The sequence below is a fragment of the Stenotrophomonas forensis genome (assembly GCF_028752115.1).
Classification (GTDB): Bacteria; Pseudomonadota; Gammaproteobacteria; order Xanthomonadales; family Xanthomonadaceae; genus Stenotrophomonas; species Stenotrophomonas forensis.
In genome coordinates this window covers 381,053-394,917 of record NZ_CP082270.1, presented here as the reverse complement: position 1 = coordinate 394,917, position 13,865 = coordinate 381,053, and the positions used below count along the sequence as shown (strand labels likewise).

The 13,865-nt window shown below is 66.3% G+C and carries 11 protein-coding genes; 2 read left to right on the top strand and 9 right to left on the bottom strand.

What is annotated here, in order from left to right:
- Nucleotides 1–10: 10 nt before the first annotated feature.
- From hglS to K5L94_RS01800, 9 genes are all read right to left on the bottom strand, one after another.
- Nucleotides 11–1,375 carry a 2-oxoadipate dioxygenase/decarboxylase HglS gene (gene hglS / locus K5L94_RS01840; protein ID WP_274511889.1) on the bottom strand — a complete coding sequence of 455 codons (1,365 nt, stop codon included), beginning with the start codon at nt 1,373–1,375 and terminating at the stop codon, nt 11–13.
- A 161-nt stretch (nt 1,376–1,536) separates the two neighbouring features.
- Nucleotides 1,537–2,025 (bottom strand): hypothetical protein, encoded by a 489-nt coding sequence (locus tag K5L94_RS01835; protein ID WP_274511888.1) that lies wholly within the window; start codon nt 2,023–2,025, stop codon nt 1,537–1,539.
- A 31-nt stretch (nt 2,026–2,056) separates the two neighbouring features.
- The gene (locus K5L94_RS01830) at nt 2,057–2,806 is read right to left on the bottom strand and encodes an HAD family hydrolase (protein WP_274511887.1); all 750 of its coding nucleotides are present in this window, start codon (nt 2,804–2,806) and stop codon (nt 2,057–2,059) included.
- Between the two features lie 95 nt (nt 2,807–2,901).
- Nucleotides 2,902–3,312 carry an EF-hand domain-containing protein gene (locus K5L94_RS01825; RefSeq protein ID WP_004153928.1) on the bottom strand — a complete coding sequence of 137 codons (411 nt, stop codon included), beginning with the start codon at nt 3,310–3,312 and terminating at the stop codon, nt 2,902–2,904.
- A 232-nt stretch (nt 3,313–3,544) separates the two neighbouring features.
- Nucleotides 3,545–3,916, bottom strand: coding sequence for a hypothetical protein (locus K5L94_RS01820; protein WP_053448606.1), 372 nt, complete (start codon nt 3,914–3,916; stop codon nt 3,545–3,547).
- A 393-nt stretch (nt 3,917–4,309) separates the two neighbouring features.
- Nucleotides 4,310–5,023 carry a M15 family metallopeptidase gene (locus K5L94_RS01815; protein WP_274511886.1) on the bottom strand — a complete coding sequence of 238 codons (714 nt, stop codon included), beginning with the start codon at nt 5,021–5,023 and terminating at the stop codon, nt 4,310–4,312.
- Entirely contained in the window at nt 4,956–6,551 is a 1,596-nt protein-coding gene (locus tag K5L94_RS01810; protein ID WP_274511885.1) for a serine hydrolase domain-containing protein, read from the bottom strand. Before K5L94_RS01810 ends, K5L94_RS01815 begins: the two co-directional genes overlap by 68 nt.
- Before the next feature lie 38 nt (nt 6,552–6,589).
- Complete coding sequence (locus K5L94_RS01805; protein WP_274511884.1) at nt 6,590–9,613, bottom strand: TonB-dependent receptor; 3,024 nt, start codon at nt 9,611–9,613, stop codon at nt 6,590–6,592.
- Nucleotides 9,614–9,664: 51 nt separating this feature from the next.
- Entirely contained in the window at nt 9,665–11,155 is a 1,491-nt protein-coding gene (locus tag K5L94_RS01800) for a transglutaminase-like domain-containing protein (RefSeq protein ID WP_274511883.1), read from the bottom strand.
- 132 nt (nt 11,156–11,287) lie between these two features.
- Between K5L94_RS01800 and K5L94_RS01795 the strand changes: the two genes are divergently transcribed.
- Nucleotides 11,288–12,724: an SH3 domain-containing protein gene (locus K5L94_RS01795; RefSeq protein WP_274511882.1), complete on the top strand. Its 1,437-nt coding sequence runs from the start codon at nt 11,288–11,290 to the stop codon at nt 12,722–12,724.
- Nucleotides 12,725–13,819 (top strand): dipeptide epimerase, encoded by a 1,095-nt coding sequence (locus tag K5L94_RS01790; protein ID WP_274511881.1) that lies wholly within the window; start codon nt 12,725–12,727, stop codon nt 13,817–13,819.
- Nucleotides 13,820–13,865: the final 46 nt, after the last annotated feature.

Sequence of the window (13,865 nt, the reverse complement as noted above, 5' to 3'; positions counted from 1 at the left end):
GGCTCTACCTTCACGCGGTACGCAGCGCCGCCAGCGATTCGGCCTGCAGCCGCTCGTAGATCTCGAACTCGTCATTCACCGCCACGCCCAGCGCCTGCTCGAAGGCCTCGCGGTTGGCGTGGGCGGCATAGGCGCGCTGTTCTTCGCCGCCCAGGTTCGACTGGAAGATGCCCGCAGCGCTGACCGGCAGGAAATCCTCGTAGACGATCGGGTCGGCGGTGGCCAGGCCGGTGGCCACCAGCACTTCGGCCGGCAGATCGGCCACGCGTTCCGGCGCGGCGCGGCCGGCGTCGGTCAGCTGGTAGCGGTAGTAGCCCAGGCCTTCCTGGCGCAGCGTGTCATGGTCATCCGGGAAGCTGGCGAACACCGCCTGCAGGCGCTGGCCATAGTCGCCACCGGTACTGCCTTCGCCACCGGCATCGCGTGCCTGCGACAGCAGTTGGTCGTACAGCGCGCGCCCCTTCGGGGTCAGCGCAAGCCCGCGCTGCTCGATCTCGCCGAAGCGCGCGGTATGCGTGCCGGCATCACCGCCTTCGCTGTCCGGGAAATGCACCGCTTCTTCCAGTGCCTTGAAGCTGGTCTGGCGCAGCAGGATCGGGCAGGCACGGCGCGGCGGGCCTTCGATTACCGCCTTGGCGGCCATGCCGTGCTCGATCATCGCCGCCTGCGCCGCGTCGATATCCAGCGTGCGCGGGGTCAGGTGGTTGATGTGCGGGCCACGGAAGCTGACCACGTCGGCCACCAGCCGGTGCGCCTTGTTGAGGGCGTGGTAGGTCGGCAGGTCGACGGTGGCGTCGCCGTGCCAGCGGAAGGTTTCCAGCGCCTCTTCGACGAAACGTTCGGCGTCGGCCTGCGACAGGCCACCGTCACGCTCGGCCTGGTCGATCAGTGCCAGCGCGCCCTCGGTGAAGATGCGGCGGCGTTCGAGGATGCGCGCCGATTCGGCACGCAGCGCTTCGTCTTCGATCAGTTCCAGGCGCAGCAGCGAGGTGAACACGCGGAACGGGTTCTGCGCCAGCGCGGCACCGGTAAGCGGCCGGAACGCGGTGGAGTGCACCGGCACGCCGGCCACCGACAGGTCGTAATAGCCGACCGGGAACATGCCCATCACCGCGAACAGGCGGCGCAGCGTCGCCAGTTCCTGCACGGTGCCGACGCGGATCGCGCCGTGGCGCTCCTCGTCCAGGCGCGCGCGCTCGTCATTGCGCTGCAGCTGCGCGGCCAGCGCCGGGTCCTGCTCCAGCACCTGCGCGTTGATCCGCTCCACCAGTTCCACCAGCGTGCCGTACAGCGGCACTTCGGTGCGGTACATGCGGGACATGGCCTGGGCGAACAGGCGGCGGATCACATCAGGCGAAACGAAAGAGGCGCTCATCAGTCACTCGATTACGGGAACGGGGAACAGCTCGAAGCCGTATTGTCGCCGGAGCGCGCGGCGGCGGCGATATGCAGAGCAACATGAAGGAAATCGGTAGTGCCGGCCGCTGGCCGGCAACCTCTGGATGCCTGGAGTACAGGAATTGCCGGCCACCGGCACTACCGCTTCAGCTGGCGCTTCAGGGTGGCATCGAGGGTGATCGGCCGGTCCCAGTGCTGGTAGCTGGCCACGATGGCGTGGCGCACCGCTCGGTAATGCAGGTTGTCCGGCGCGCGCGGCATGCGCTTGACCACCGCCTCCCAGCCGCCCTCCGGGTTCTGGCTGAAGGCGCGCACGCTGTCGCGGCAGGTCTGGCCGCTGGCCTTGGCCCAGAAACAGGCGAAATAGATATCCCCGGCCTGCCAGCCGTGGATGGAGAACAAGGCGCTGATGTAGCCGCGCGGCACGCCGGCATAGCGCGATACTTCGTCGAGGAAGGCGTCGGGATAGCGTTCGGCGTAATGGTTGATGTCCTGCAGCTGGGCATCCACCCAACTGTCACCGGTTTCCACGGTGTAAGCCGCCGAGCGCTCGGCGGTCTGCTGGGCCAGCACGGTGGCCGGCGCCAGCAGCAGGGACAGCATCAGTGCGCGCAGTCGGACGTTCATGCCCCGATTCTGCCGCAGCCGCCCGCCCCTGTCAGGCCGCCGCCGCCTTGGCCTCGATCGCCGCCAGCGCGGCCGGCCAATCGTGCGCGGTATCGGCAGTGACCATGCGCGGTTCGTCGTCGGCCACGCCGTGCTGGGTCTCGTGGGCCCAGGTCACCGCGTACGGGGTATGCACGCCCCAGCCGCCAAGGGTCACCACCGGCTCGATATCCGAGCGCAGCGAGTTGCCCACCATCACGAAGCGCTGCATCGGCAGGTCGAACTCGGCCAGCACGCGCGCGTAGGTTTCCGGGTCCTTCTCCGAGACGATCTCGATGCGCGGGAACAGCTCGCGCAGGTTGGCCACCTTGATCTTGGCTTCCTGATGGAACAGATCGCCCTTGGTGATCAGCACCACCGGGTACTGTTCGGCAATGGCCGCCACCGATGCGCGCACGCCGTCGATCAGCTCGACCGGGTGGCGCAGGGTGTCATGGCCGATGTCCAGCATGCGCTGGATGTCCTTGGCATCGATGCGCTGGCCGGTGATGTCGATGGCCGCTTCGATCATCGACAGCACCATGCCCTTCACGCCATAGCCGAACACGGCCAGGTTGCGCTGCTGCACTTCCAGCAGGTGGCGGGCGGTCTGGGTGTCGTGCACGTCGACATAGCGCGACAGCAGGTCCAGGTAATCCTGCTCGGCCTTGCGGTAGTAGTCCTCGCTCTTCCACAGCGTGTCATCACCGTCAAAACCAACCAGGCCGATGGCGCGCGACGGCGCAGGCGTGGGGGTATTCATCCGCCAAGGATACAGCGGCCCGACAGACGGGAAAAACCCGGGCGGCCGTAGCCGCCCGGGTCTCCATGCACCGGTTTTCCCGAATCAGGTGTGGATCAGCGGCCCTGCGCCGCGCCGGCACCTGCGCCGGCCTGCTGGGCGGCCACGTAGGCCTTGTACTCATCGGCGCTCAGCTCGCCGTCCTTGTTGGTATCGGCCTGGTCGAACACCTGGGCGAGGCCCGCGTTCACCTGTGCCTCGCTCTTGCTGATGGTGCCGTTGCCATCGGTGTCGATGCTGGCCCAGGTCTGACCACCGCCATTGGCCTGTGCCGAGGCCGCTGCGGCCGCGTTGGTGGCCTGGTCAGCCGCCTGCCCGGCCTGTGCCGCCGCCTGCTGGGCCTGCGCGGCTTCATTCTGCGCCTGCGCGGCCTGCTGCTTGGCCGACTGGGCCATCGCCGGGATGGCCAGCACGCTGCCGGCGGCGACGATCAGGGCGATCAGGGGCTTGCGGTTGCGAATAGTCATCAGGGGTGTCTCCTACCGATTGGGTGGTGTTGCGCGGCGTGTTGTTTCCGCACGGCACCTACCCTGCCACCGCGTTTCTGAATCGATTTTGCGGCGCGACCTGCGTGAACACGCACGATTAACCACTGGCCCGCGCGCATGCATTAGCACGCTGGTTAGGGCGGAGTGAGCGGCTCATAAGCTGCGCATTCAGCGCAGCAGGATTTAACCGGCAGGCAACGAAAAACCTGCGTCAGTCGACGGTTTTTTCCAATGACCGCGAACTGAACATCACCCATCCCAAGGCGACACCGGCCAGCGCACCGGCGATTTCCAGCACCACGCGGCTGCCCAGTTCGTTCGGATCGTGGATGGTGGACAGGAACAGGCGCGCATACAGCGGCGACTCCAGCCGCACGATGCCCATGTAGAACAGCTTCCACGCATCGATGCCGGTGGAGATCACCACCGAGATGACGCACGACCAGCCGATCGCATGGCCCACCGACCAGTGCAGCAGCCGGCACAGGCGCGACCACAGGAAGTACACCAGCAGGCCGACCAGCAGGGCGATGGCGCCGGCTTCCAGGGTGCCGAGCAGGCCGAAGTGCAGGGGAAGGTTCATCGGGTGGGCAGGGATGAGAAGGCGGCCAGTGTAAGGGTATCGGCAGGGTTGCACCCTGCACCCGCGGAGGCTTCAAGCAACGGCCGAAGCCAATGCGGCTCTGGACTGCTGACGGTTTGGCGGGACGATGTGGGTGGGCAGGACACGCCGTAAACCCATCCATGGGGGCTCGATGGCGCCATCCATGGTGCCAACGGTCCTGCCCACCCACACCGCCCCACCCCCGACAGATTCCTGATGACGGTTGGTGGTAGATCCACGCCATGCGTGGATGAATCTCCATCGAAATCGAGTATCTCGATGATCAAACGAAAAGCATCCAGGCATGACGTGGATCTACCGTGTCGACCAAGGTCGACACCTACCAACAGCAGCGACCCTCTGCCGATGCCCCTACCGCACCGGGACGTCGTACGCGGTGCCGGGGTCCGGTTCGGGCTGCAGCGTGTAGTGCCACCACTCCTTCGGGTAATTCACGAAACCGCGCCGGGCCATCGCGCGCACAAGCCGCTGTCGATCTGCCTGCTGCACGTCGCTCAATCCGCTCGCCTGCGTATGCGCACGCGGCCCGAAGAAATCGAAATCCGTCCCCATGTCCAGCGCCGTGCAGGTGCCGCTGCGGCAATCGAGCAGGCCGAGGTCGACGGTGGCACCGCGGCTGTGGCCGGAACGCTCGGCGATGTAGCCGTCGGCCAGCAGGCGCGATTTGTCCAGGTCCGGATACTGCAATGCCTTGCGCGAAAGCTCGCGCGGGTCGTTCACCCAGGCCATGAAGGCCTGCACCGAGCGCACCGGTCGATAGCAGTCGTAGATCCGCAGGCCCCATCCATCTGCGCGCAGATCCCGCTCCACCCGGGCCAGTGCCTTCGCCACTGGCGCCAGCAGATAGCAGGAAGGCGCCTCGTAGCCGGGTACCGGCGCGCCGGTGAAGTTGTTGGCGCCGGCGTAGCGGATATCCATGTCGATGTGTGGCGACAGCGTGCGGATCTCCACCAGTCCGGCGCTGGCTGCATCGGTGGCCGCTGAAACGCGCGGTGGCTCAGCGGCGCTGGCGGTCGCGGCCAGCGCAGTCGCCAGTACGAGTGAAATGCAGGTCCTGGAAGTCATAGCTGAAGTCGATGTCCGGATCGATGGCGCGCAGGTCCAGCGTCGGCGACGGGCCTTCGCCCGGTTGCAGCCACGCCTGTGCTTCGTCGCCCAGCGTATCCCAGCGCAGCAGCCAGCGCCCCTGCAGCTGCAGCACCGTGGCCTGCAACCTGGGCGACTTGTCCACGCTGAAACGCAGCCCGTCCTTGCCCGGACACAGCGAGGCCGGCCCCAGCCACGGGTCGGTGTAGCGGCCTTGCCAGCGTGGCAGATCGGAAGCCGACGCCTGCCGTGCATCCGACGTCATCGGCCGCTGATGGCCGGTTGCCGCCCGCGTGGCCTGCTCAGCCTTCAGCTCGGCCAGGTAGGCCCTCGCCGGGCGCGCATCGTGCGCGGCGGTGAACCGTTTCAGCGTGGCCTGCATCAGGGCGGTGCGCGCATCCTCGCCCTCGCCGTTGATCAGCATCACCACACCCAGCTTGCGGTCGGGCAGCAGGGCCAGCGACGAATACATGCCCGACAGCGTGCCGGTGTGCGCCACCTTCCACTGCCCGTCCATGTCCGACACCCGCCAGCCGTATCCGTAGCCGTAGAAGTGCGCGTTGTCCCAGCGCCGCTGCCGTTCGCCCAGCGGCATCGGCATGTGCAGGGTCCACAGCGTGCGGCGCTGCTCAGCGCCCAGCCAGTCCGGCGCCAGCGCGGGATCCAGCAGCACCTGCATCCAGCGCGTCATGTCACGCAGCGAGCAGCGGATGCCACCGGCGGCCATCGAGGGCAGGTTCGGGCTGATGGCCCCATCGGCGTTCACCACTTCGTTGCGTTCGCCGCGCCAGGCATGCGGCTGCGCCACGTTGCCCACGCGTTTCACCGACCACGCCCCCACCTGGCAGCGTGCCATGCCCAGTGGCTCGAACACCTGTTCGCGCATCAGCTGGTCATAGGGTTTTCCACCGGCCGCAGCGGCTACTTCGCCGGCCACCACGTACATCAGGTTGTCGTAGGCGTAATGGCTGCGGAAGCTGCTGACCGGCTTCAGGTGCGCCAGCCCGGCAATGATGTCGGCACGGGTAAACGTGTTCGGCTCCGGCCACAGCATCAGGTCGCCGGCTCCCAGGCCGAGACCGCTGTTGTGGATCAGCAGGTCGCGCACCTGCATCTGCTGGCCCACCCATGCGTCATGCATGCGGAACTCCGGCAGATGGCGCTGCACCGGGTCATCCCAGCGCAGCCTGCCCTGCTGCACCAGCCGCGCCAGCAGCGCGGCGGTCATCGCCTTGCTGTTGGAGGCGATCTTGAACAGCGTGTCCTCGTCGATGCGTCCGCCATCGCCGCGCTTGCCTTCCGCATGGCGATAGACCACCTGTCCGTTCTCGACCACCACCATCGCCAGCCCGGGCAGATGTTCGGCGCGGACTATCGCGACGACGTCGGCATCGATGGATGCGGTGTCTACCGGCTGCGTTGCCGCAGCCGAAGACACCGCCAGTGCAGCCACACAGAGGCCGCATCGGGCGTGCTCAACCAGGTTCCTCAGACGGACGTACGGCATCCTGCCGAGCACGCTCGACGCTATACGCGGCGCTGGCTTCAGAAGTTCCAGGTCACCACCAGCTGGGTATAGCGCGGCGCCTGCCAGCGTGTGCCGGTAGCGAAGGTCGACTCGCGGTACTGGCCGGGCTGTGCTTCGTAGCGCTGGTGCACGTTGATGGTCTTCTGGTTGTTGAACAGGTTGTACACCGACAACCGGGCGCTGAGGTCGATACCTTCCACCGGCAGGCGCCAGGTCACGTTGGCGCCCATGGTCCAGGTCCACGGCAGGCGACCAAACGCGCCGCGCGGGCTGTACTCGAACTGACGCTGGTTGTAGGGGCCCGAACAATTAGCCACGCACAGCCAGCCGGTGCCGCCGCCGCTGCCTTCGCTGGAGGTGCTGCCGCCGGCGATGGAGTCGTTCGGCCACATCACGCCGTAGGCGGTGATCGGGCCACCCGACTGCACCTGCAGCGTGGTGCCGAACGACCACTGCTTGTTCAGCGCATACGCAGCGCGGAGCTTGAACTGGTGGCGGAAGTCGTTGAACAGCACGCCATAGCGCTCGTTGGTGGCCGGATGATCCCAGAACTGCACCATGCCGGTATCACCGTAGTTGGTATCGGAGTTCACCGGCCCTTCGAAGTTGCCCTCGCTCTTGGACCACAGGTAGGACGCGTTGAACATCCACTTCTCGTCCCACGCGCGATCAATCTGGAATTCCAGTGCCTTGTAGGTGCGCTTGGGCTTGGAGTAACCGATCACCTCGCCGCTGCCGCCCTTGCGATAGCCGCTGTTGGCGGTATCGATGGTGATCCAGCCTTCGTTGGCGCAGCCGATGCTCTTGTCGCCCCAGATCGTCAGGCTCTCGCCCGGGTTGGCGATCGGCCACAGCGTGCTCGGGGTCGGGCCGCACGGCGTGTAGTTGATGCGGATGTCATCCAGCGCACGGGTCATGCGCCGATAGGTGGCGTTGACGCCCCACGACCAGGCCTGGTTGATCATGTTCTGGAAGCCCAGGATGTACTCGTCCTGGTAGACCGCCTTCAGGTCGCGGTCCACGCTCTGGCGCAGGTCGGCACCGCCGGTGTTCATGCGCGTGTCTGTCGGCCCGATCTGCTGGCCGATGATCGGCGCCATGTACGGCGAGCCGGTTGGCGAGGTCTTCTGCTCCCAGCCGTTGAGCACGTAGTAACTGTACTCGTCGGTCAGGCCACCGGCGAAGTTCACGTTGATGTTGTTGGTGACTGGCAGGTAGTAGCGACCGGCGTTGCCGAACAGCTTGGTGCTGCCATCGCCGCGCATGTCCCAGGAGAAGCCGACGCGCGGTGCGATCAGGTCGTCCATCTTGATGAACGCCTTGCCGGCAGCGGTGCGGTTTTCAAAGCGGTCCCAGCGCACGCCGAGGTTCAGCATCAGATTCGGCGTGATGTTCCAGATGTCTTCCAGGTAGAAGGCATTGGCCTCGGTCTCGAAGGTGCCACCGGACTTGCGGTTGCGCGCGCGCAGCATTTCGGTGACCCCCGCCGGCACGAAGGCGTTGGCGCCGTCCCACACTTCGTCGCCGGGTCGCGCCACGTAAGCGGTATAGCTCAGCTCGGTGGGGCCCGGGTAGCGGGTGGACTGCTTGGTGGTCATCAACTCGCGGTCCACGCCGAAGCGCAACAGGTGGTCGCCCAGCTGCCATTCGAAGTCCAGGCGCGCCACGTCACGGGTGTCATCGCGTTCGGCCACCGCCGTGCCGGTGGGATGGCAGCCGGCGCGCAGCCCCTGCAGCTTGCCCAGGCGCGGGCCGTAGGTGCTATCGGTGAACACCGGACTGCAGGCCTGGTCCAGCGACGAGTTGGTGAACGCGCGCTGGTTGTTCTGGCCCACCATGGCGCGTGCGGTGAAGTTCTGGCCGAAGTGGCCGGTGTAGGTGGCCGACCAGTTGCGGCCGCCGGTCTCGGTGACCGAGTCGCCGCCCCAGGCGCCGAGCCGGTCGGCGTTCCAGTTGTAGCCATACGACGCATTGGTGACGTCTCCTTCGTCGGAGAACGCCAGCAGCGCCAGGCTATGGTTGTCGTTGATGTTCCAGTCCAGCTTGGTGCCCCAGAAGCCGTTGCCCGAGTCGTTCTTGAACCAGGTGCTGCCATCGGACGAGGTGTTGTGCCCCTTGTCGCTGCGGTCTTCGTACATCGCGAACAGGAACAGCTTGTCCTTGATGATCGGCCCCGAACCCCAGACGTTGGTCTTCAGGAACGAGTTGTTGTCACGGCTGCCATAGGAGTGGGGAGTGCCATCGCGGTGGAAATGATCCCCGCCGCTGGCACGCCATGCGCTGGGCTCGGCGGTGACTTCCACGCCGCCTTCGAAGTCATTGCTGCCCGAGCGGGTCACGGCATTGATCACGCCGCCGGTGGAGCGGCCGAACTCGACCGAGTAGCCACCGGTCTTGACCTGGAACTCGTTGAAGAACGCGAACGGCGCCGTGCTGAAGCCACGACGGGTATACATGTCAGTGACGTTCAGGCCGTTGATGAAGACCGCATTCTCGGCCACCGATGAACCGGCGAACGACAGGCCACCGAACGACGAGTTGCCGCCCACCACGCCTGGCGCCATCAGCGCAACGGCCGACAGATCCTGAGCCACCGGCAGCCGCGAGATTTCCTGCCGGTTGATGTTGAAGGAGGTTTCAGTGGAGTAGACATCCACGCGATTGACCACGCGGGTGCCGACCACCTGCAATGCATCAAGATTGGTCACGCCACCACCACTGGCCAGATTGACCGTGGTGGTACCGCCGACAGCAACGCTGACGGCAACCTGATCGCCCAGCTTCTGGCCGTCGCGGCTGAGCTGCAACTGGTAGTCACCCACCGGCAACTGGCCCAGGCGGTAGCTGCCGTCGCTACCGACGTTGACGGTGCGGGTCAGGCCGGTGCTGCTGCTGACCACGGTGACCTGGTCACCAGCGGTCGCGCGTCCGGCGACTGCACCCGTCACATTCTGTGCCATCGCGATGCCGGGCAGCACTACGCCCAGACACGCCCCGAGGGCGACGCACAACGCCGCCCGCTTAATACTGTAAGCCTTCATCCCCTGCTCTCTCCTGCAAGAATTGAATGGTGTGGAGTGTGATGTGTCGCGCTAGCGTTGCCTGGCTGGCAGTACCCGCCACTGGAAGTCGTAGCTCCATTGATCGAAGTACAGGTTGCCGCCTGCCCACTCGGCCTCGCCGCGCTGCGAGTCGACCGTTTCCGAGCGGAAGTGCTGTTTGGCCGGCACCAAGGGCTGGCCGAAATCATCGTTGAAGGCGATGCGGTAGCCGTCCAGGCCACCCAGGTAGAAGTCGCGCAGGGCCGGCACGTCGCTGGCCAGTGCGCCGGTGGTCACGTCCATCGGCAGCCAGCCATAGGGCGCCAGGTAGACCTGCCCCCAGTCGTGCAGGTTGTTGTAGCCGCTGCCATCGTCGGAGAACACCATGCCCGACTGCCAGCGCGCGGGAATGCCGTTCATGCGCAGCAGCGTGATCAACAGCAGCGTCTGCTGACCGCAGTCGGCATGGCCGGCACGCAACGCGTAATCGCTGAGATTGCTGATCGTGGAATATTCGCGCGCACCGGCCCACGGAACGCGATCCACCGCAGCGAACAGCTTGCGCACCACTTCATACGGCCGCGTCTCGCCCTGCAGTACCTGGTCGGAGAACAGCTTCAGTGCCGGAGTGAAGCGCACATGTGGCAGCTGCTCGGACAGGTAGGGTTGCAGCGCCGGATCGGCCGGCGTCGGCTGCACCTTGGCCGGATCAATCGCGGTATGCCGGGCGAAGATCGTGACCGCGTAGCGGACCTCGAAGCGGGTTGGCTGGCCGGCCACCGCCCTGGCTTCCAGGTAGGCGGTGCGCTGCAGCGTGCTTGCCGGTGCCACGCGTGCCTTGCCCGGCGTACTGCCCAGCCACTGCACCTGTTCCTGCTGGCCGGGAATCTCTCGCGGGTACGGAATCCATACGCGCACGATCTCGCCGGCCGGCACCGCATCGGCTTTCACCGTCAGCGACTGGGTGAATTCAATGCGCTGCGGCAGCACCGAGGCCTGGCCGCCCTGTTCGGCCGCGGCAAGCACGCGCACGTGATGGGCGTTGAGCACTTCGTTCGGGCCCGGCGCCGGCATCGGTGCATCCGCACGGCGGCGTGCACGTGCTTCATCGCTGAGCAGGAACAGGTTCGACGGTACGCGCTTGAAGTACCAGCGCGTGCCATCGATATCGAGGTGCTCGATCAGGCCGAGCTGATCCCAGCGCGCGAATTCCTCGTCGGTCAGGTCGGGAATCCAGCGCCGCACGGCAGACTTGGCGGCGGTTTCGTCGAGGGAAAAGTCCAGGCGGATGCGGCGCATGCGTTCTTCCTGGAACGCGATGTCATCGAAACTGACGCCCGGTTCCGCCGCGTCGGCCGCCGACCAGGTATTCAGCTCGCTATGAGCTTCGGAGAACCGTCCCACGTCGATCATCTGCACGACCCGCGCAAACTGGATGGCCGAGGGCGGCGGCTCCGCGCCCGCCGACCACCCCCACAGCAGCAGCGCGGCACCCAGGCCGGCAGCAGCAGTCAGACGCGGTTTGCGAACGGCAGGATCCACAGCGACACTTCCCCAGCGCGGGTGGTAACGGCTGTGTAACACGGGCCGGGATGCCGGTCAATAATTTATTCTTGATTTAGAAGCCGAAAGGAATAAATATTCCAACAGACATTCGAGGAGGGTGTGCAGCGCATGATCCTGGCTTCCCGCGAACGGCACCGGCATTGGCCGCGCCGCTTGACCCTGGCGCTGTGCCTGCTGGCGGCGCCGGCCTTTGCGCAGACCGCCCCGGCACCCGATCCCGGCGCACCGCTGCCCTATGTGATCGGCCTGCACGAGGCCTTCCTGACCCCGCAGTACTGGGCCGCACGCCTGGACAACGCCGATGCGCCGATCCTCGACCGCGCGCAGATCGACGCGCAGAACGCACGGATGCAGGCGCAGGACAGCCATATCCAGGACATTGCCGCACTGCCCGCTCAGCTGGATGCGACCGCGGTGCGCGACAGCATCACCGCGCTGTCGAGCTGGCCCACGCGCGCCCTCTACAACGACAAGGGCCAGCCCATCACACCGGCACTGCGCCGCGCGATCGAAGCCAACCTCGGGCTGGAGGCGATTCCCGCGCAGGCAGCGCCGCAGTATGGGCTGGTGGTGAGGCGTGCGGCGCTGCGCACCTTCCCCACCCGCGAGCGCGTTTTCAGCAGCGTCGGTGACACCGACATCGACCGCTTCCAGGAATCGGCGCTGTTCCCCGGCGACAAGGTCGCCGTAGTGCATCGCAGTGCCGATGGCCGCTGGCTGTTCGCGCACAGCGAGCGCTACAGCGCGTGGATCGAGGCCGACGCGATCGCCAGCGCTGACAAGGCCACGGTGCTCGGCTACGGCACACAGGGGCCCTACCGCATCATCACCGGCGCCACCGCGCAGACCGCCTACACCCCGGAAGAACCGCGCGTGTCGCGCCTGCAGTTGGACATGGGCGTGCGCCTGCCGGTACTGGCCGACTGGCCGGCCGCCGAGCCGGTGAACGGCCAGCAGGCGCATGCGTCGTGGGTGGTGCAGTTGCCGGTACGCGAAGCCGATGGTCGATTGAAGCTGGTACCGGCGCTGCTGCCGCGCTCGCAGGACACCGCCGCCGACTACCTGCCGTTGACCCCGCGCCTGCTGCTGCAGCAGGCCTTCAAGTTCCTCGGCGAGCGCTACGGCTGGGGCCACGACTACGACACCCGCGATTGCAGTGGGTTCGTGTCCGAGATCTACCGCAGCTTCGGCGTGCTGCTGCCGCGCAATACCAGCGCGCAGGCGGTCAGCCCGGCGCTGGATCGCCTGCCGTTCACCGGCAAGGACGGCAAGACCGTGCGCGACCGCGCCGTCACCGAACTGCAGGTAGGCGACCTGGTCTACATCCCTGGCCACGTGATGATGGCCATCGGCCACGTCGACGGCCGCACCTGGGTCATCCACGATACGGCAGGCGGCAGCTGGTTCGGTGCCGACGGCACGCGTGTGCAGGCCCATCTCAATGGTGTTTCGGTCACGCCGCTGGAGCCGATGATGGCCAGCGACAGCATCCGCTACATCGACCGCATCACCAACATCCAGCGCCTGCGAGCCAAGACTCCCTGAATGAAGATCACCGCCATCGAACTGGGCATGCTGCGCGTGCCGCTGAAGACGCCGTTCAAGACCGCCCTGCGCACGGTGGAGACCGTGGAGGACGTGGTGGTGCTGATCCGCACCGACACCGGCCACACCGGTTATGGCGAAGCGCCGGCCACGGCAGTGATCACCGGCGACACCCATGGTTCGATCATTGAAGCGATCCGCCACTTCATCGCGCCGCGCCTGATCGGCCAGGAGGTGGCCAACCTCAACCGGCTGTGCGGGCTGGTGCAGAGCGCGATGGAGCGCAACACCAGCGCCAAGGCCGCGGTGGAGATCGCGCTGTACGACCTGTGGGCGCAGCTGCATGACGCGCCGTTGTACCAGATGCTTGGCGGCGGCGACCCGGTGATCACCACCGACATCACCATCAGCGTGGACTACATCGACAAGATGGTGGCCGACTCGCTGTCGGCAATCGAACGCGGCTTCGAGTCGCTGAAGATCAAGGTCGGCAAGGATATCGGCCTGGACATCGAACGGGTCAAGGCGATCCATGCTGCGGTGGAAGGCCGCGCACTGCTGCGGCTGGATGCCAACCAGGGCTGGACCGCCAAGCAGGCGGTGCATGCGATGCGTACGCTGGAAGAGGCCGGCGTGGTGCTGGAACTGCTGGAGCAGCCGGTCAAGGCCGCCGACATCAGCGGCCTGAAGTACGTCACCGACCGCGTCAACACGCCGGTGATGGCCGACGAGAGTGTGTTCAGCCCAAGCCAGGTGATGGACCTGATCCAGCAGCGTGCGGCCGACATCATCAACATCAAGCTGATGAAGACCGGCGGCCTGTCCAACGCGATCCGCATTGCCGACATCGCCGGCATCTACGGTGTGCCGTGCATGATCGGCTGCATGATCGAGTCGAGCATCAGCGTGGCCGCCGCGGTGCACCTGGCAGTAGCCAAGAGTGATGTGATCACCAAGGTCGACCTGGACGGCCCGTCGCTGGGCCAGTTCGACCCGGTCAGTGGCGGCGTACATTTCAACGAATCGGAGATCAGCATCAGCGATGTTCCGGGCCTGGGCATCACCGAAGTGCGCGGCCTGGAGATGCTGGGGTGATGCTCGCAGTCGAGCATGGCTCGACTCTACAAGGCAGGTGCCACGG